At 68.1% G+C, this 14,293-nt stretch carries 27 protein-coding genes; all 27 read right to left on the reverse strand.

Going from position 1 to position 14,293, the window contains the following annotated elements; all coding sequences use genetic code 11:
• Nucleotides 1-11: 11 nt before the first annotated feature.
• Complete coding sequence (locus EFK50_RS01105; RefSeq protein WP_123225699.1) at nucleotides 12-662, reverse strand: phage terminase small subunit; 651 nt, start codon at nucleotides 660-662, stop codon at nucleotides 12-14.
• A gap of 216 nt (nucleotides 663-878) precedes the next feature.
• A complete protein-coding gene (locus EFK50_RS01110; protein ID WP_148046013.1) occupies nucleotides 879-1,223 on the reverse strand; it encodes an HNH endonuclease signature motif containing protein in 345 nt (114 codons plus the stop codon).
• Nucleotides 1,223-1,612, reverse strand: a complete 390-nt coding sequence (locus tag EFK50_RS01115; RefSeq protein ID WP_123225701.1) for a hypothetical protein — start codon at nucleotides 1,610-1,612, stop codon at nucleotides 1,223-1,225. The genes EFK50_RS01110 and EFK50_RS01115 overlap by 1 nt, the downstream gene beginning before the upstream one ends.
• A 102-nt stretch (nucleotides 1,613-1,714) precedes the next feature.
• Nucleotides 1,715-2,017 carry a DUF6221 family protein gene (locus EFK50_RS01120; protein WP_123225702.1) on the reverse strand — a complete coding sequence of 101 codons (303 nt, stop codon included), beginning with the start codon at nucleotides 2,015-2,017 and terminating at the stop codon, nucleotides 1,715-1,717.
• Nucleotides 2,014-2,418, reverse strand: coding sequence for a hypothetical protein (locus tag EFK50_RS01125; RefSeq protein ID WP_123225703.1), 405 nt, complete (start codon nucleotides 2,416-2,418; stop codon nucleotides 2,014-2,016). The genes EFK50_RS01120 and EFK50_RS01125 overlap by 4 nt, the downstream gene beginning before the upstream one ends.
• Nucleotides 2,415-3,596, reverse strand: a complete 1,182-nt coding sequence (locus EFK50_RS01130) for a hypothetical protein (protein WP_123225704.1) — start codon at nucleotides 3,594-3,596, stop codon at nucleotides 2,415-2,417. The genes EFK50_RS01125 and EFK50_RS01130 overlap by 4 nt, the downstream gene beginning before the upstream one ends.
• Nucleotides 3,593-4,075 (reverse strand): DUF4326 domain-containing protein, encoded by a 483-nt coding sequence (locus tag EFK50_RS01135; RefSeq protein ID WP_123225705.1) that lies wholly within the window; start codon nucleotides 4,073-4,075, stop codon nucleotides 3,593-3,595. The genes EFK50_RS01130 and EFK50_RS01135 overlap by 4 nt, the downstream gene beginning before the upstream one ends.
• A complete protein-coding gene (locus EFK50_RS01140) occupies nucleotides 4,072-4,608 on the reverse strand; it encodes an ASCH domain-containing protein (RefSeq protein ID WP_123225706.1) in 537 nt (178 codons plus the stop codon). The genes EFK50_RS01135 and EFK50_RS01140 overlap by 4 nt, the downstream gene beginning before the upstream one ends.
• The gene (locus EFK50_RS01145; RefSeq protein WP_123225707.1) at nucleotides 4,605-4,793 is read right to left on the reverse strand and encodes a hypothetical protein; all 189 of its coding nucleotides are present in this window, start codon (nucleotides 4,791-4,793) and stop codon (nucleotides 4,605-4,607) included. The genes EFK50_RS01140 and EFK50_RS01145 overlap by 4 nt, the downstream gene beginning before the upstream one ends.
• Nucleotides 4,790-5,218 carry a hypothetical protein gene (locus EFK50_RS01150; protein ID WP_123225708.1) on the reverse strand — a complete coding sequence of 143 codons (429 nt, stop codon included), beginning with the start codon at nucleotides 5,216-5,218 and terminating at the stop codon, nucleotides 4,790-4,792. Before EFK50_RS01150 ends, EFK50_RS01145 begins: the two co-directional genes overlap by 4 nt.
• Nucleotides 5,215-5,691, reverse strand: coding sequence for an HNH endonuclease (locus EFK50_RS01155; RefSeq protein WP_123225709.1), 477 nt, complete (start codon nucleotides 5,689-5,691; stop codon nucleotides 5,215-5,217). The genes EFK50_RS01150 and EFK50_RS01155 overlap by 4 nt, the downstream gene beginning before the upstream one ends.
• A complete protein-coding gene (locus tag EFK50_RS01160; protein WP_123225710.1) occupies nucleotides 5,688-5,894 on the reverse strand; it encodes a hypothetical protein in 207 nt (68 codons plus the stop codon). Before EFK50_RS01160 ends, EFK50_RS01155 begins: the two co-directional genes overlap by 4 nt.
• On the reverse strand, nucleotides 5,891-6,229 hold the full coding sequence (locus EFK50_RS01165; RefSeq protein WP_123225711.1) for a hypothetical protein: 339 nt from the start codon (nucleotides 6,227-6,229) through the stop codon (nucleotides 5,891-5,893). The genes EFK50_RS01160 and EFK50_RS01165 overlap by 4 nt, the downstream gene beginning before the upstream one ends.
• Nucleotides 6,226-6,450, reverse strand: a complete 225-nt coding sequence (locus EFK50_RS01170) for a hypothetical protein (protein ID WP_123225712.1) — start codon at nucleotides 6,448-6,450, stop codon at nucleotides 6,226-6,228. Before EFK50_RS01170 ends, EFK50_RS01165 begins: the two co-directional genes overlap by 4 nt.
• A complete protein-coding gene (locus EFK50_RS01175; protein ID WP_123225713.1) occupies nucleotides 6,447-6,893 on the reverse strand; it encodes a hypothetical protein in 447 nt (148 codons plus the stop codon). The genes EFK50_RS01170 and EFK50_RS01175 overlap by 4 nt, the downstream gene beginning before the upstream one ends.
• A complete protein-coding gene (locus EFK50_RS01180) occupies nucleotides 6,893-7,594 on the reverse strand; it encodes a hypothetical protein (protein WP_123225714.1) in 702 nt (233 codons plus the stop codon). The genes EFK50_RS01175 and EFK50_RS01180 overlap by 1 nt, the downstream gene beginning before the upstream one ends.
• A 182-nt stretch (nucleotides 7,595-7,776) precedes the next feature.
• Nucleotides 7,777-8,283: a hypothetical protein gene (locus EFK50_RS01185; protein ID WP_123225715.1), complete on the reverse strand. Its 507-nt coding sequence runs from the start codon at nucleotides 8,281-8,283 to the stop codon at nucleotides 7,777-7,779.
• A complete protein-coding gene (locus EFK50_RS01190) occupies nucleotides 8,283-9,956 on the reverse strand; it encodes an SNF2-related protein (RefSeq protein WP_123225716.1) in 1,674 nt (557 codons plus the stop codon). The genes EFK50_RS01185 and EFK50_RS01190 overlap by 1 nt, the downstream gene beginning before the upstream one ends.
• Nucleotides 9,953-10,321 carry a hypothetical protein gene (locus tag EFK50_RS01195; protein WP_123225717.1) on the reverse strand — a complete coding sequence of 123 codons (369 nt, stop codon included), beginning with the start codon at nucleotides 10,319-10,321 and terminating at the stop codon, nucleotides 9,953-9,955. The genes EFK50_RS01190 and EFK50_RS01195 overlap by 4 nt, the downstream gene beginning before the upstream one ends.
• The gene (locus EFK50_RS22790; protein ID WP_281273972.1) at nucleotides 10,321-10,443 is read right to left on the reverse strand and encodes a hypothetical protein; all 123 of its coding nucleotides are present in this window, start codon (nucleotides 10,441-10,443) and stop codon (nucleotides 10,321-10,323) included. The genes EFK50_RS01195 and EFK50_RS22790 overlap by 1 nt, the downstream gene beginning before the upstream one ends.
• Nucleotides 10,440-11,189 (reverse strand): DNA-methyltransferase, encoded by a 750-nt coding sequence (locus tag EFK50_RS01200; protein WP_123225718.1) that lies wholly within the window; start codon nucleotides 11,187-11,189, stop codon nucleotides 10,440-10,442. The genes EFK50_RS22790 and EFK50_RS01200 overlap by 4 nt, the downstream gene beginning before the upstream one ends.
• Complete coding sequence (locus EFK50_RS01205; RefSeq protein ID WP_123225719.1) at nucleotides 11,186-11,848, reverse strand: hypothetical protein; 663 nt, start codon at nucleotides 11,846-11,848, stop codon at nucleotides 11,186-11,188. The genes EFK50_RS01200 and EFK50_RS01205 overlap by 4 nt, the downstream gene beginning before the upstream one ends.
• Nucleotides 11,845-12,102: a hypothetical protein gene (locus tag EFK50_RS01210; RefSeq protein WP_123225720.1), complete on the reverse strand. Its 258-nt coding sequence runs from the start codon at nucleotides 12,100-12,102 to the stop codon at nucleotides 11,845-11,847. Before EFK50_RS01210 ends, EFK50_RS01205 begins: the two co-directional genes overlap by 4 nt.
• A 47-nt stretch (nucleotides 12,103-12,149) precedes the next feature.
• Nucleotides 12,150-12,527, reverse strand: coding sequence for a hypothetical protein (locus EFK50_RS01215; protein ID WP_123225721.1), 378 nt, complete (start codon nucleotides 12,525-12,527; stop codon nucleotides 12,150-12,152).
• A 52-nt stretch (nucleotides 12,528-12,579) separates the two neighbouring features.
• On the reverse strand, nucleotides 12,580-12,948 hold the full coding sequence (locus tag EFK50_RS01220) for a hypothetical protein (RefSeq protein WP_123225722.1): 369 nt from the start codon (nucleotides 12,946-12,948) through the stop codon (nucleotides 12,580-12,582).
• Nucleotides 12,945-13,913, reverse strand: coding sequence for a hypothetical protein (locus EFK50_RS21775; protein ID WP_148046014.1), 969 nt, complete (start codon nucleotides 13,911-13,913; stop codon nucleotides 12,945-12,947). The genes EFK50_RS01220 and EFK50_RS21775 overlap by 4 nt, the downstream gene beginning before the upstream one ends.
• Nucleotides 13,910-14,293 (reverse strand): XF1762 family protein (locus EFK50_RS21995; protein WP_183407636.1); only part of this gene is annotated, 384 nt, incomplete at its 5' end. The genes EFK50_RS21775 and EFK50_RS21995, both read right to left, overlap by 4 nt.

Consider the following 14,293-nt stretch of genomic DNA (forward strand, 5'->3'; position numbering starts at 1 on the left):
AGCTGGTCCCGCTACGCCGAAGAGACCAGGTGCAGCCGCGGATCCGGCTGGCCGGCCGCCGGCTTCGGCGCTGCCGGCCGGTCCGACTTCCGACGCTTCTCGCCCCGGGCCCGCGCCTCGTCCGCAGTCTCGATCGTCCACTCCAGACGACGACGCGCGTACGGCGACAACCCCAGGTCGACCCGCTGCAACCGGTACTCGGTCGCCGCTTCCTTGCGAGCCTTCGCCGTGTCCGCAGTCCAGATGTCGTTGTAGATCAACGCCAGCACCAGCATGTTGTGCTCGTCGGAGTCGTCCCACTCCATCGCCATCGGCGAGGTCCACGCGTCGAACCACCACGCGGTCGTCTGCGGATGCCAGTCACCCTCGAGCGCGAAGCCCTCTTCGTCGTACCCGGCGACGAACTTCGGCATGCACGGGACCTCGCGGTCGGTCGCGACGAGCCGCTCGACGAGCTCGGCCTTCGCGCCCTTCTTCGAGATCTGCTGGTCGGCCGGCCGGTCCATGTTCGCGACGTCGATCGCCTCACGCAGAACCGCGACCGTCATCGCCTCGAACTCCTCACGCGACGGCGCATCGGAGTCGACCCGGCGAAGGGTCGCAGCAGTGGTGGCGGTGTTCCGGCGCCGGCGAACCGACGGATCCTTCTTGCGAGCAGCCATGACGTGGACCTCCCGTGACGGGATGAGTGGGATGCCCGTGTCGGGCCGGGTGGTTTTCGCGCCGCGGCGACCACGGCTGGGCCCGTTCGAAAAGTCTGGGGAACCGTACGCGGCGGATTTCACAGCCGCCCTCGGTCCTCCACACGCGAGGCGGGGGAGGGGGTCCGAGGCGGGGTCTGGCTGCCGTTCTGCGGGCCTGGGGAGCGCCTCGGTGGGCTAGGGCACGCGCCCGGCGTTGGCTTGCTCCTGGGTGCGCCTGCGGTGGCAGTTGGAGCAGACTCCGCGGAGGTTCTTCGGGCTGTGGTCCTCGTTGCTACCGATGTGGTCCACCTCGGTCGAGGCGATGGTGCACGACACCCAGCCCTTGTTGGTGTGCCACTCACCTGGGTAGCGCAGCTTGCAGACTGGGTCGCGGTCGAGCATCCGCTTGGCCAGGCTGTTCCACCAGGGCGGGAGCGTGGCTCTGCGGTTGCTGCCTGCCCAGGGCTTGGGCTTGTGCTCGGCGCAGGGCATCGGCTCGTCGCACCCTGCCCGACCGCAACGCTGCAGAGCGCGAGGCATCAGTCTGGTGCCGACACCGTCAGGCCGTCGAGCAGCCACTCGGTGAGCCATCCCACAAGGTAGGCGTGGGGTTCGTCGTGAGAGCCGATCTGGTGACCGAGGTGCTCGAACAGCATCCCGGCGGCGTGGGCCGCTTCGTGGGCGGCGGTGTTGATCAACGAGCCTTGGGAGGTGTGCTGCTTCAGGTTGATCCAGACCACGATGTGGGGCTCGACAAGGCCGGGACCGTCAGGGTTCCAGGTCACGAACTGGGTGAAGCCGGCCGAACCTGGTGCCTTCTCGTCGAGGAACGGACGGAGCTTCCTCAGCTTGCTCCACTGCTTGGCGGTGGTCGTCCGGTAGACGTACGTCTCGTAGATGTCGAGGAGGTGGTGGCGCGCTCGGGACACTGCGATTCACCCCCTGGACGCACGAAACCGGCCTGTGTGGGTATGCGGTCGCCACCAGTCCGGTGATGTAACGCTAGCACTCAGGTCGTGGTTTGTCCGTCTCTATGGTCCGAGTCGCCAGGTCTGGTCGTAGTCGGCGTGGTCGGCGTAGATGGCTGCGAGGGCGCGGAGGTTGAGGCAGCCTTGCGGGTGCTCGGTCTCCATTCCGCAGCCGTCGCAGTAGCGAGCACGAATGGGGTGCATCGAGATGATCTGCCGTTTGGCTTCGCAATCGGCGAGCACGCGGGGCCGGATGCCTCGATACTGCGGCTTGAAGTCAGGACCCGGCCCGACGAACAGCGAGACGTTCGCGGCCTGCGCCTCATCATCGGATACCCGCGCCAGTAGGAACTCGATCAGGGTCATGAGTTAGGTTCCAGACGGACGCCGTGGTTGCTGTTGATGACGGTGCCGATCGGGTTGCCCTTGGCGTCGTAGACGACGCCGTTTGTGGCGTTGATCCGGTCCCACATCGCAGCCAGTGCAGCATTGCGGGTTGCCGCTTCGGCCTCGCGCTCACGTGCGATGCGTCGACGTTCTTCCTGCTCGGCTGCTTCTCGGTCCTTTCGCTTCTGCTCGGCGCGTTCGCGGGCAACCTGCTGGGCAGCCTCGTACAGCGCTGCGAGCTCTCCCTGAGCCCTGGTGAACTCGTCGAAGGTTCGTTTCCATCGGTCGACTTGGTCCGGTGATGCTTCGACCTCGTGCTCGCCGTCGGGTCGGATGGAGTAGACCGGGTACCACTCGTCGGCGTCGATCCTCGTCTTCATGCGGTCAGCCTTCCACGGTTTCGGGTTCGGGTGGTGAGGTGGAGTCGCCAGAGGTCGGGCCACCAGATCATGCGGCGCCGGGTGCCGAGCTCGCACCAGCCTTCGGTGATGTCGTCCAGGCTGGGGGACCAGACCCGTCGCAGGTCACCTCCGCAGAGGATTGGTTCGCCGTCTCGGTCGTAGCGGTACTGCTTGGTCGTCTTGTCCTTGAGGTGTCGGGGGCAGGCCGCATACTCGGCCGGGTCGTACTTCGCTCGGCAGAGCGTGCACTGGTCGGCCTTGTGCTCTGGCACCTTCAGCCACTGCCTGACCGATGCCTCGGGGCGTCCTTGGGCCTTCAGGGTCGCGATCGCCTCGCTGAGGACGACGAACTTCGCGGCGCCTTCGGAGCGGAGCTGCTTGGCGTGGGCTTCCTGGTACGCCTTGTCGTCGTACCGGGCCTTGCAGGCGGGGCACTTCCATCGGTCCATGGCGGGGTCGCTGGCCCAGACGGGTCGGGGCGGCGCGACGGTGTGGCACCACGGGTTCGGGCAGTGGTCGCCTTGGTGGTCGAGGGGGACCTCGGTCGAGCAGCTGATGCAGGACCAGGCGGCCGGTGCTCGTGGTGCGCGGACGCGGATCAGCTGGCGCGGGTTCTTCGTGCAGGTGGGTCGGTCGCAGACGACTCGGGTCCGGTCGGGTCGGCTTCCGGCGTGGAGGAGGTTCTCGAGGCGACGGCGGGCGGTGTTGATGTCCTCGGCGCAGGCGTTCCAGTTCGGTTCGTTGGTGTGGGCCCAGCCGAGTGCCCAGCGGATGAAGTTCGCCTCGGTCTCCAGGGTCGGGTGTTCGGGGCTGGCGGTGTCCCAGTGCTTGCGCCAGCGGTCGGACCAGTACCGGAGGGTCTGGAGCGGTGGTTCCCAGTCGTCGTCGTCGGTCTCGATGTCCCGCTCGATCTTGGTCGGGTTCAGGCCGGCGCGGAGGGCCGCGGCGATCGCGTTCTCCTCGGCGTCGTCGACCCACTCGGCGTGCGCTGTGGGGCTCGCTACGGATGCGAGGGCGACCATGGCGTACCCGCCGGGCATGAGGCGGTCGTTCGCGAGCTGGATCGCCTGGTGCGTCAGCGCGGCGGAGAGTTCCAGGATCTCGGTGAGGTCGCGGTTGACCTTGGTGACCGGGTCGGCGGGGGAGTTCTGGGTCATCGAGTGGCCTCCTGGTTGGCGAGTTCAAGTAGCACGTCGGCGTGGCAGGGCTGATCGAGCGGGCACCAGCAGACGAGATCCCGGCCAATGAGCTCAGTTCGTGCCATCTCCGGCGAGATGGGCATCGTGACGCTGGGGACGCCACGGAACCCGGCCATCCGCATCGACGGCGACAGGCTTCCAGTGAGCAGGCGCCGGAAGCAGTCGACGACCTCCGCTGGAGTCATGTATCGGACGGTGCACCGTGTGACGCGGCCGTCAGGGTGGAAGTAGTCGTGCCGGGATCCGTCTGCGCTGATCCGGCCTTCGTACTCCCACGGCGCGGTGGGGTCGGTTGCCCCGGGGACGCGGGCCAGGCCGGTGTGGTGACGGAGCTTGAACGGGTTACCCCACTTCGTGCCGCGTCCGACGTAGACAGCACCTTCGGGCATCTTCCAGCCCTTCTCTCGGCGGCGCTGGATTCGTTTCGGGGTGCTCACGGTGCCTCCAGGAGGAGTTGCTGGCGGATCAGGGACTCAAGGTCGTGTCCGGGAGTCCAGAGCCCGAGGCGGCCGGTCGCCGGGATCGGGGTCGGAAGCGGGCGGGGGTTCTCCAGCACCAGGTGCACGAGCTCGCGCCTGGTCTTCCCGCCGTGCTCCTCGTAGGACTGCTCGGCCCACGGGGAGTCGCAGCATGCGGCGTTGGTCGGCTGGCCGGGGTGTTCGGGTTCCCCCTCGGGCAAGGCCCGGTGCACGTCGACGAGATCGACGACGCCGATGATGCCGCCGAGCGGGACGGTCGGCTCGTGGCGCCACGGACGGCCCGCGTAGGAGTAGACCGCCGGCGACTCGGAGTCGACCTTCATTGCAGAGTCGAGCACGAGCTGGCTTTCTAGGCCGCGCTCGCTGACCCTGGCGCCGGCGTGGATCGCGAGGAGACCCCGGTAGGTCCATGCTTGGGTGCGGTTCTCGACGTCCTTGCCGCCGTGGATGATGGCCCACGCCCACGGCTGCTGTACCGTCAACGCCTTCATGCTGCCCTCCCGCGGTAGTTGATGGTGATCGGGACGATCAGGTGGCCGTCGCGCATGTGCACGCCGCGGCGGCGGCAGAGAGCGCAGATCCGGTCCTTGTGCCTGGTGCGGCGTGACTTGGTGAACGGGGTGTTCGTGACGGTCTCGTCCCAGCAGGCCAGGCAGGGGTGGGTGCGGCGGCTCATCGGGGTGCGTCCAGCTGTTCGGCCTTCGCGATGGCCTGTTCGGCCTCCTTCTTCAGGCGGGCGGCCTCGTTCAGCTCGTCCTGTCGCTCCGACGCTTCGGCGAGGGACTCGTACCAGCGCTTGTCCGGCATCGCGGCGTCCGGGTCGGGCATCAGGACCCGGGGGTCAACGCCCGTGATCAGGGTGACGTCGGCGAGCTCGGCCAGCTTCTTGACGGTCTTGCTGACGTTGATGGTGTTGTCGTCTTCGCGGTCGAGCACGAACATTCGCTCGCGCTTCCCGTTCAGGAACAGCGAGCAGTAGCCGAGGCTGGTGTTGCTGACGAGAAGGATCCGCTCGGCGTCGGTCGGGATGGTGGTGGGGCGCTTCGAGTGGACGGGGCAGGGCAGCGATGGGTAGCCCAGGCACGGGATGCACGTGGTCATGCGGACTCCTCGAGGGTGATGGGTGGCTGCTCGGTGTCGCCGGCGGCGTTGTTGCAGTCGGTGCACTCGGTTCGGAGGTTGGTGTGGTGGTCGGACCCGCCGCGGCTGTAGGGGATCGGGTGGTGGCCGAGGGTGAGCTGCTCCTGGTCGCGGCAGTCGCAGAGGACGCAGGCCCAGCCGTCGCGGTTGTAGACGTAGGCGCGGGTGCGCTTGGGGATCTTGATCCGGGACAGGGGCCGGAACTGGCCGGCGAACACGGACCCGCGGATGTCTTGTTCGGCGAACTTGACCTGGTCGCGGGTGAGACCGGTCAGGGTGATCGCGCGGTTTCGGTTGTAGTAGCGGCCGAGGTTCCCGGTGCCCCGGATGTCCTCGAGGAGGGTCAGGGCGGTGTCGGTCAGGGACGTGGCGGGGGTGGTGTCTTCGAAGGATCGGGGGCGGAGGCGGCGCTTCTTGGCCCAGGTCAGGCTCATGCGTTCTCCAGGGTTGCGGCGGCGATCCGTGCTCCGAGGAGGGCACGGTCGGCGAGGTCGGGGCGTTTCCGGATGAGGTTCACGAGCCGTGGGGTTTCCATGAGCTCGGTCAGGGACCAGGCCGCGGCCCGGGTCTTGGGGAGCGGGTTCGCGTTGGGCTTGGTCCGGGGGTGGGTGCGGTGTCCGCACCTGGTGCAGCTCATCGGAACTCGTTCTCGGTGCGGCGCCGGTAGGGGCGGGCGGGTTTCATCACGATGTTGTCCCAGGTCTCGGTGCCGTTCTTTCCCGTGCCGGTGTAGGCGAACTCGTAGCGGATGATCCGGTTCGTGACGGGGTCGCGGGTGATCTGACCGGGCCGTACGTCGAGGTATCGGCGCATGGATTGCAGGTCGCGGAGGATCTCGGTCGCGACTTCCTCGACGGTGCCCTTCGCGATCGACGCCTCGGGGGTGTTCGTGCCGCGTTGGATGCGGAGGTGGATCACGTGGGTCAGGATCGGGTCCGGCAGCCGGAACGTCTCGGTCGGGAGGGCGGTCATCGGCGGGACCGTCCCTTCGTGCGGCGCCGGATGGCTTGTACGAACTTGGTGGTGTCGACCGTGAGGTTCACCAGCACCATTCCGGGGTGGGCGACGCGCCGGCGGCCCTGAGGGATCGACGCGCGGGCGGCTTCGGGTGCACCGCAGCGCATGGCGTCCGGGCCGACTTCCCAGTCGGAGATCGCGTCGTTGATTTGGTCGAGTACTTCCTTGGTGCTCACGGGGTTGCCTCCTGGGGTTGCCTGGTCGGGTAGCCAGCTGCGGCGCGGGCCTTGTCGGCGGGGGTGAGGTCGGCCGGGATGTCGGGGTCGGGTGGTGGGCCGTCGTGCTCGCCGTAGCCGACGGCGTACTCGGTCTTGTGGACCCGGCAGTACGGCTCCGCGAGCTCGTCGGGGTGATCCCGGCACCTCGTGGGGTCCTTCGGCACCGTGGTGGCGGGCTTCGGGAGGAACGGCCGCGTGATCGCGGCCGGGGTCTTCGCGTCCGGGTCCGAGGCGTGCGCGACGACGATCTCGATCGCGGTCATCAGATGCATGCCCGTCAGCTCGCGGGTGAAGACCGTGTGGATGCCCTGCCGGTCCCAGGTTCCGCAGCCGTAGGTGTCTTCCCGGATCCGGCACGCCAGGTGCACGAGAGCGGAGATGTCGCGGTCGTTGACGGCCATCAGGCTCCTCCGAGGATCAGGCGGAGGCGGGGCAGGACCTCGACGGGTGCGCCTTCGCCTTCGGGTGGCGGGGTCCAGTCCGGGTCGAGCTTCTTCCAGGTGTGCTCCCAGTCGATCTCGGGGATGTGTCGGGCGAGTACTCCGCCGGCGTTCGCGGCCGGGATCGTGATCTCCTCGACCTGGCCGATCGCGTCTCGGTTGGCGCGTACCCGGTCGTTGAACCAGTCGCGGTGTCGGCGGCACGCGGCGAGCCACTGCTTGCGGCCGGTCGTGGGGTCGGTCATCAGACCGCGGATGCTCCCGGACTGGTTGCAGGGTCCTTCGCGGCGGATCATCGGTGCACCGCAGCGACGGCCCGGGTTGGTCAGCTCTGCGTCACGGATCGCGTCGTAGCGGCGGATGTCCTTGCGCAGGACCTCCTTCAGCTTCCAGTTGCCGCGGGTCGGGCCCCAGGCCCGTTCGGCGTAGTCCGACCACTTCCGGGTGCTCTTGGGCTTCCGGTTGCCGCGGGTCGGGAGCTTGACGATGTTCGGGTCCGGGTCGGGGGCGGTCTCGTCGGCGACGATCTTCAGGACTGCGTAGTCGAGCAGCGATACCCCGAGGGCGAGGAGATCACCGGTGCAGTCCGGGTCGGCGAGCATCGCCGCGATCCGGGTTTGGTAGGTCCGCAGCTGGCTGTAGGTCCGGGTCGGGGCGGTCATCAACGACCACCTCCGAGCATCGCCGCGGAGCGGCTCATCCATCCCGCTCGCGGGTAGCAAAAGTGACGATGGATGCGGGCTTCGCCCGAGCGCTCTCCGGGAACTAGGGAACAAGGGGGTAGGGGAGTTGGGGTCCGCATTGGTGATTGGTTCGTCAATGGCATTCGGGATCGCATTAGGGGTCACTTCCCGGATGCCAGAGGGAACGGGATGGTCGATGACAACGCCGTGATCGTGGCGAACTCGGCGGGGTACAACTCGTCCAATCCCGCCCAGCCTGGGGCTTTCGGGCGCTCGGCGTAGAGGCGGCCGAGCTCGGTGTGGATGGCGGATCGGAGGCTGGTGGAGACGATCTTGACCATCGCGCGGCCCATTGCCTTGCCCATGTTGCGTCGGTCGAGGAGCCCGTCGTGCCTCACGTAGGTCCGGACGAGGAGCTCTTCGGTGCCTCGGTCGACGACGACGAACCGATTTCGTTCGAGAACCTTGATCGCGGCGTCGATTTTGGTGGCGGTGGAGTCCTTCGCGAGGGCGGCTAGGCGGCCCGGTCGGAAGTCCAATCTGCCGGCGTAGGAGAGCTCTTCTTGGGACACCACGGTGAGGTAGGCGTGCTGGGCGGACGCGGGGAGCGCACGGAAGTCCTCGTCGCGCCAGATCGCGGTCAGGATGCGTGCGTGGTCGCGGGCCATCAGGGGGTCTCCTTCGTGGTGGTGTTGGCGTCCAGGAGTGCCTGGGCGAGGCGCTGGACGTGGTTGGTGTCGCTGCGGGCGGCGGTGAAAAGCGCGGCCTGGGGGTCGATGAGTGGGGCGGCCTGCTGCTTCTTGATCTCGAGGACGTCGGCGACTACGGGGTCGGATCCGGAGTCGGTGGTCAGGTAGTAGGCCACGACGGTGGAGTCCTGGCCGTCGCGGTTGAAGCGGCCGATGACCTGGTGGTGGATCGCGGGGGACCAGTCGAGTTCGCCGAACACGACGTTGGAGCAGACGGTTTGGAGGCCGTCGAGGCCGGCGCCGGAGCGCAGGGATCCGATGAAGATGCGGGAGGTGCCGTTGATGAAGGCGTCGGCGGCCTTGTCCTTCTGGTTCGGTGATTCGGAGCCGGTGTAGAGGACGGGGTCGAATTCGGCGAGGGCGTCCATCCAGATCTCGTAGACGTCGCGGTGCCAGCCCCAGAGGGAGACCTTCTCGTCGGATTCGAGGAGGAGTCGGACGAACTCGGCGACGAACGGGGCCTTGGCGATGCCGGTGGCTTGGCGGACCTTCCAGTCGAGTTGCCCGGCGAGGGACCAGCGGTCTTTCTGGGCGGTGCTGGTGTCGAGGATCAGGCGGGCCATCTCGGTGATGTCGCCGCGGACTTGGTCGATCGCGGCGGCGTCGGCTGAGACTTCGTGTTCGATCTCGATGGGGTCGGGGAGTTCGCGGTGGACGTCCTTGCGGGTGCGGCGCAGCAGGAGGCCCTGGTCGCGGAGGTAGGCGCCGAGGGCGCCCATGTTCTCGACGTGGATGTTGCCGCCGGACTGCTCGTGGCCGTTCCACTCGCGGACGAACTCGGATCGGGTGCCGAGGGCGCCGCGGTTGAGGACGTCGAAGATGGTGTGGGTCTCGCCGCCGTAGTTGTAGATCGGGGTCGCGGAGAGCCCGATCCGGAGTCCGGCTTTGTCGGCGATCGCTGCGGCGGCGGAGTACTTCACGGTGTTGTCGCGGCGGAGCTCTTGGATCTCGTCGAAGATGATCGTGTTGATGTTGCCCTGGAGGTGGTATCGCCAGCCGCCGAGCTTGTGGTAGTTCGTGATGAGGACGTCGGCGTCGACGGGGTAGGGCTGGCCCTTGGTGATGATGTGTCCGGTGAGCCAGGGCATGAACTTGTTGAGCTCGCGGAGCCACTGCCTGGGGAGGTGGGTCAGGGTGACGACGAGGGCGGGGAGGTTCGCGGGGTCGCGGAGCGTGAGGAGCGAGGTGAAGGTCTTCCCGAGGCCGACGTCGTCACTGATCAGGAGGCCGCGGGTGGTGAGGGCCAGGTCGGCGCCGGTGACCTGGTAGTCCCGGGGCGGGACGGCTGGGTCGCGGAGGCCGGTGATGGTCCGGGTCCCGGTGATGATCGCGGCGATCTGCTCCTCGGTGGCCCGGTGCTCGTCGGCGCGCTTCTGCAGCCGGGCCTGGGCCGCTGTGTCGATGGTCAGGGGGTGGCGCATCAGGAGCATCTCGAGGTCGCGGGCGACGTCGGGGGTGTCGGTGAGCCGGATCGTGGCGGTGCGGCCTTGGTAGGCGCGGGGGAAGAGCCGCTTGACTCGGATCGCGATGTGCGGGGCCACGTCGAGGGCCCAGCTGGCGTCTTCGTAGGTCAGGGTGCCGTTGGAAGTCACGAGAGCCCACCTCCGACCACGAGGACGGTCACCGGGATCCCGGAGATGCTGGTGGGGAGTTCCCGGTGCCGGCGGAGCGTGGTGACTACGAGGAGCTGCTGGATCGTGGGGTGGGTGGCGTACCGGGTGAGCTGGCGGCGCAGCGCGGCGGTGCTGCCCTTGACCTTGACCTCGATCCCAACGGTCCCGGCGACGTAGTCGATCCGGTCCCGGGACGACAGGTTCACCTCCGGCACGAACTGGATACCGGCGACGGTCAGGGCGGCGTCGATCCCACGGTGCAGGGCGTGCTCGTCGGTGTACGCGTACCGGTACCCGGTCAGCGTCGAGATGACCTGATCAAGGGTGGCTGTCGTCGTGGACATCAGGACTCCTCTGCGGGCTCGGGTACGTCGAAGAGCGGCACGTCGTCCGGGCCCGGGATCCGGCGGGCGTCTTCCTCGTTTGGGTCGCGGGGGATGGCGTAGCTCAGGTGGCGTTGGTTCACGCGGCACCTCCGAAGAGGGAGTCCTGGGCGAGGCGTCGCGCAGCTCCCTCGCACTGGCTCTCGCGGATCTCGAACCCGATCGCCTTGCGGCCGGTCATCTTCGCGGCCATCAGCGCTGCGCCGGATCCAGAGAACAGGTCTACGAGCAGACCGCCCCCTGGGCATCCGTACTCGATCAGTGGCTCGAGGAGGCCGGTGGGCTTCTCGGTCTCGTTGATCGCTCGCCCGTGCATGGAGCGGCAGTAGATGACCGACCGCATCAGCCTGGGGCCGCCGTCTTCGGAGACGTAGGAGGAGGCTCCACGGGCGCCCTGGTGGTAGGCCGGCTTGGCCTTCCGCCGGACAGCCCGGGCGGTCGCGTCGGGTGTTGTCGGGGTCTGGTGGTAGATCTCGACCCAGGGGCCGCGGTACCAGAACAGGGCGTGCTCGTGGACCCGGGAGAACCGGTCGGAGGCGAGCGATGAGCCGTTGTGCTTCTCCCAGACGATGTCCTGGGACAGGTGCCAGTCGTTGAACTCGTGCCGTTGGGTGAGGAACATCCGCATCGAACCGAAGCACCACATCGACTTGCCGTACTGGGCGGCGAAGGCCGGCCACCCGTTGGGCCAGGTGTCCCAGTCGAGGTTCGTCTCGCCGTACGGCGGGTCAGCGATCAGGAGGTCGGCGGTGACGTCCAGCTGAGGGAGGAGGTCGCGGCAGTCGCCGTGGAACAGCTGGACGGAGTCGTCTTCGTAGTAGGGCTTCACGCGGCACCGTCTTGGCGGGTCGTGTACCGGTTGGAGTTCCAGCCGGACAGTGCCTCGAGGTCGCCGAGGGAGCGGCCTTGGGCTTCCCATCGGGCAGTGATCTCGTAGCGCTCGGCAACGGTCGTCGGGAGGTGGTGCTCGCCGGTGAGGAACCGGATGACGACAGCCTCGTCGACGTCGGCCCTGCTGCGTTGGTTGGAGCCTCGGCGGGGCTTCTCGTTGGGGTCGTCGATGTCGTCCCAGGCGAGCGGGGTGAGCCAGCCCTTGCGGATGGCCCAGGTCCTGCAGCGTCCGGACGGGCCGAGGTGCATGCAGAGCTTCTCGTACGCCTCGGCGAGCTTGGTGGCCTGCGTGATGTTGACGCGGGTGCCGCGTACGGCGCTGCTGGACCAGCCGTCGGTGACGCCGGCGGTCGTGTCGATGTCGGTGTAACGCCACCCGAGGGCCTGGAGCGCCTGGATCCGGCGGCGGGTGCCGGTGGAGTCGATGTAGAGGGACGTGACGCCGAGGACATAGCGACGGCGCCAGAGGCTGCGGCGGTAGATGGCGTGGGCTTCGCGGCAGGGTTCGCAGTAGTTCCGGTCAGTCTCGACGTGCCGCAAGTACCCGGCGTTGGTGCCGTGCCTGGGGTCGTCGGCCGGGAAGGTCTCGCTGGTCATCGGCTGGCCGCCTTCAACCGATCGAGGTTCTCTAGGGCGCGGGGCGTGCGCCAGACCTTCGTCGGTTCCCAGCCGTAGCTGGTGCACCACTGGTCGAGGAGCTTGTTCAGGTGTGCGTGTGCTCGGAGCCGCTGGGCGTCGATCCGCAGCTGGTAGCGCTGTTCGCGGATCCGCTCAGAGTTGATGAAGGTGACCTTGGCTGCCCGGGCCATCACGGCGGAGAAGTTGTCGTCGAGGATCAACTCGACCTTCACCCGGCGCGGGTTACCAGGCAGGGGGCGACGCCGGCGGAATGGGTTCCTCACGGCTGGGCCGCCTCTGCTGCTGCGAGCTCGGCACCGAGGGCGTCGTACCCGGGGTCTCCCGTCCCGGGCGAGGTGGTGTCCTGGGCTGGGGGTGGGCCGAGGATCTGGAGGAGGTCCTCCCAGAGGATCTGGAGGCTCAGGGTGTTCTCGGCGTCTTCGGTGTCAGCCCACTCGTTGTGGAAGGACCGGACCTCGTCGAGCACCGCCTGGAGGTGGTCGCGTTCCGCGGTCGCCCGGACGAGATCGATCTGGGTGTTCTCGAGCCGGCCGCGGGTCCGCTCGTGCGCGGCCTCGGCCTGCTCGGCCCGGGTCACGGCGGCGAGCATCTCGTCGACCAGTTGCTTCCGGGTGCTGGGCAGGGGTGTGGTGGTCATTCGGTACTCCGATCAGGTCGGTTGGCGTTGGCCTTCGTGAGCGGGATGGCGTTCACGTCGCACCGCCATCGGCTGCTGGGTCCGTGCCGGCTGCCGCCTGGAGCTCCTTCACGCGACCGACCATCAGACCGATCGAGAAGTGCTCCGGCTTCGCGTCCTTCAGGTCAGCAGCGAGCGAGGCGAGCAGGACACGGACCGGGTCGAGCACCGCCTTGTCGCGGCCCATGAGGATCGCCTCGAGATCGGCCTGGCCCCGGTTCGCGGCATCGGCGAACTTGGTCGCCCACCGGGTCCGTTCCGCCGCCACGTGCTGATCGACGACGTACTGGACCGCAGCGATGATCGCGTCGTCATCACGCCCAGACGCGAGAGGAACCTGGGACAGGACGACCCGCCGCTCGTGCGGCGTCACCGCGCTCACTGGGCACCCCGCTCAGCGATGCGATCCCGAAGTGTTTCCAGGTCGGCCAGTTCAGCGAACCGTTCGTCAGCCACGGAAGCGGGCACATTGGACCAGTGGTTGATCACCCCCTGCACTTCCCAAACGGCACCCTGCAGCGCCTTCTCGGCGGCTGCACGCTTCTCCTCAGCGACCTGGGCAGGGCTGAGGTAGCCAGCGGTGAAGGCGGCACGGGCCTGGTCCTGGCAGTCGGTCCAGGTGTCGTCGCACGGGAAGTTCCTGATGGTCCGCGCCTGGTGCTCGGGGTAGATCGCGCAGAGCAGGGTCCACGCCAGCGCCTCCACTTCCGTGTCCAGCGCGTCCCCGGAGGGAGCGGGGTCGCAGGAGCAATGCTCGGGCCAGTTGCCACAACCAGGACAGCCACCATCGGGCGGACAGGTGAGCGGATCGTGGACCTCGGGTGCGTCGGGAACAAGCGAAGCTGGGCAGGCGCACGGCTGCGGCGGCAGTCCGAGATGAACCCGATTGGAGCGCACCGCAGCATGAACCATGTCGGTTGAGTGCATCGGGCAGAGATCGCGGTCCGCCCACTTAGGCAGGGAGTCAAGGGTGCGACTTTCTACGCTCGGGATCCCGAGCGACTTTTCTTGAGCATCCTCCTGGGCCTGCGCCCATGAGGCGCACGGCCAGTCCGTCCCGCACGCTTTGCAGACTGGACGCTCGTATCCGAGTTCGCGGACGTAGACGCGCTCGCAGCAAGGCTCGCCCGTCTCGTCTGTGGGGGGAACGGGCGGAGCGGTCGCTGGTACCCACGGCGTGACGGTCACGGTGCGCTGGACGATCCGGCACGGGCCCATCGCGCAGTCCGCGATCGCGGCGTCCAGGGTGTCGTAGAAGACGTCCGGCACGGTGGCGTCGGGTGGCACCGACCCGAACTCGATGCGCTCGCTCGTCTCGCCTGCGGCTGGGGGCGACTGGTCGGTCATGCGGCAGCCCTCCATCGGATCTTGGGTTCGACGGGGTGCTTGTCCGTGCGTGCTCGGTTGGGCCGGTCCCAGGACTCGCCCTTCACCTCGGCGTCGCGGATCCACCCAGCTGCGTGCAGAGAGCGGCCCGATTCGCTCGCGAGGGTGTAGGTGATGATCCGACGCGGCGGGTAGCCCATCGCGATGCCAGCTCGCCGGACCGCGCCGTAGAGCATCGAGCACGCGTTCGGCGTCCCGTCCGTGCAGACGCGGAGGACTTCGAGGGTGATCCCGTCATCCAGCAGACGTGCTACCGGGCGCCCGGCGATCGCGACCCCTCGCATCACTCCGTCGCTGGTACCAACGGCGATCGAGAACTTGTGACCTCGGGTCGATCCGTG

The organism is Nocardioides marmoriginsengisoli, from assembly GCF_003725695.1.
In the GTDB taxonomy this organism is placed as follows: domain Bacteria; phylum Actinomycetota; class Actinomycetes; order Propionibacteriales; family Nocardioidaceae; genus Marmoricola; species Marmoricola marmoriginsengisoli.

Coding starts and splice junctions, on each gene's coding strand:
- EFK50_RS01130 (WP_123225704.1), bottom strand. CDS start 3,596: ATGACCCAGAACTCCCCCGCCGACCCGGTCACCAAGGTCAACCGCGAC.
- EFK50_RS01140 (WP_123225706.1), bottom strand. CDS start 4,608: ATGAAGGCGTTGACGGTACAGCAGCCGTGGGCGTGGGCCATCATCCAC.
- EFK50_RS01175 (WP_123225713.1), bottom strand. CDS start 6,893: ATGGCCGTCAACGACCGCGACATCTCCGCTCTCGTGCACCTGGCGTGC.
- EFK50_RS01165 (WP_123225711.1), bottom strand. CDS start 6,229: ATGACCGCCCTCCCGACCGAGACGTTCCGGCTGCCGGACCCGATCCTG.
- EFK50_RS01195 (WP_123225717.1), bottom strand. CDS start 10,321: ATGTCCACGACGACAGCCACCCTTGATCAGGTCATCTCGACGCTGACC.
- EFK50_RS01180 (WP_123225714.1), bottom strand. CDS start 7,594: ATGACCGCCCCGACCCGGACCTACAGCCAGCTGCGGACCTACCAAACC.
- EFK50_RS21775 (WP_148046014.1), bottom strand. CDS start 13,913: ATGACCGACCAGTCGCCCCCAGCCGCAGGCGAGACGAGCGAGCGCATC.
- EFK50_RS01160 (WP_123225710.1), bottom strand. CDS start 5,894: ATGAGCTGCACCAGGTGCGGACACCGCACCCACCCCCGGACCAAGCCC.
- EFK50_RS01215 (WP_123225721.1), bottom strand. CDS start 12,527: ATGACCACCACACCCCTGCCCAGCACCCGGAAGCAACTGGTCGACGAG.
- EFK50_RS01110 (WP_148046013.1), bottom strand. CDS start 1,223: ATGCCTCGCGCTCTGCAGCGTTGCGGTCGGGCAGGGTGCGACGAGCCG.
- EFK50_RS01205 (WP_123225719.1), bottom strand. CDS start 11,848: ATGACCAGCGAGACCTTCCCGGCCGACGACCCCAGGCACGGCACCAAC.
- EFK50_RS01105 (WP_123225699.1), bottom strand. CDS start 662: ATGGCTGCTCGCAAGAAGGATCCGTCGGTTCGCCGGCGCCGGAACACC.
- EFK50_RS01120 (WP_123225702.1), bottom strand. CDS start 2,017: ATGACCCTGATCGAGTTCCTACTGGCGCGGGTATCCGATGATGAGGCG.
- EFK50_RS01155 (WP_123225709.1), bottom strand. CDS start 5,691: ATGAGCCTGACCTGGGCCAAGAAGCGCCGCCTCCGCCCCCGATCCTTC.
- EFK50_RS01150 (WP_123225708.1), bottom strand. CDS start 5,218: ATGACCACGTGCATCCCGTGCCTGGGCTACCCATCGCTGCCCTGCCCC.
- EFK50_RS01185 (WP_123225715.1), bottom strand. CDS start 8,283: ATGGCCCGCGACCACGCACGCATCCTGACCGCGATCTGGCGCGACGAG.
- EFK50_RS01145 (WP_123225707.1), bottom strand. CDS start 4,793: ATGAGCCGCCGCACCCACCCCTGCCTGGCCTGCTGGGACGAGACCGTC.
- EFK50_RS01125 (WP_123225703.1), bottom strand. CDS start 2,418: ATGAAGACGAGGATCGACGCCGACGAGTGGTACCCGGTCTACTCCATC.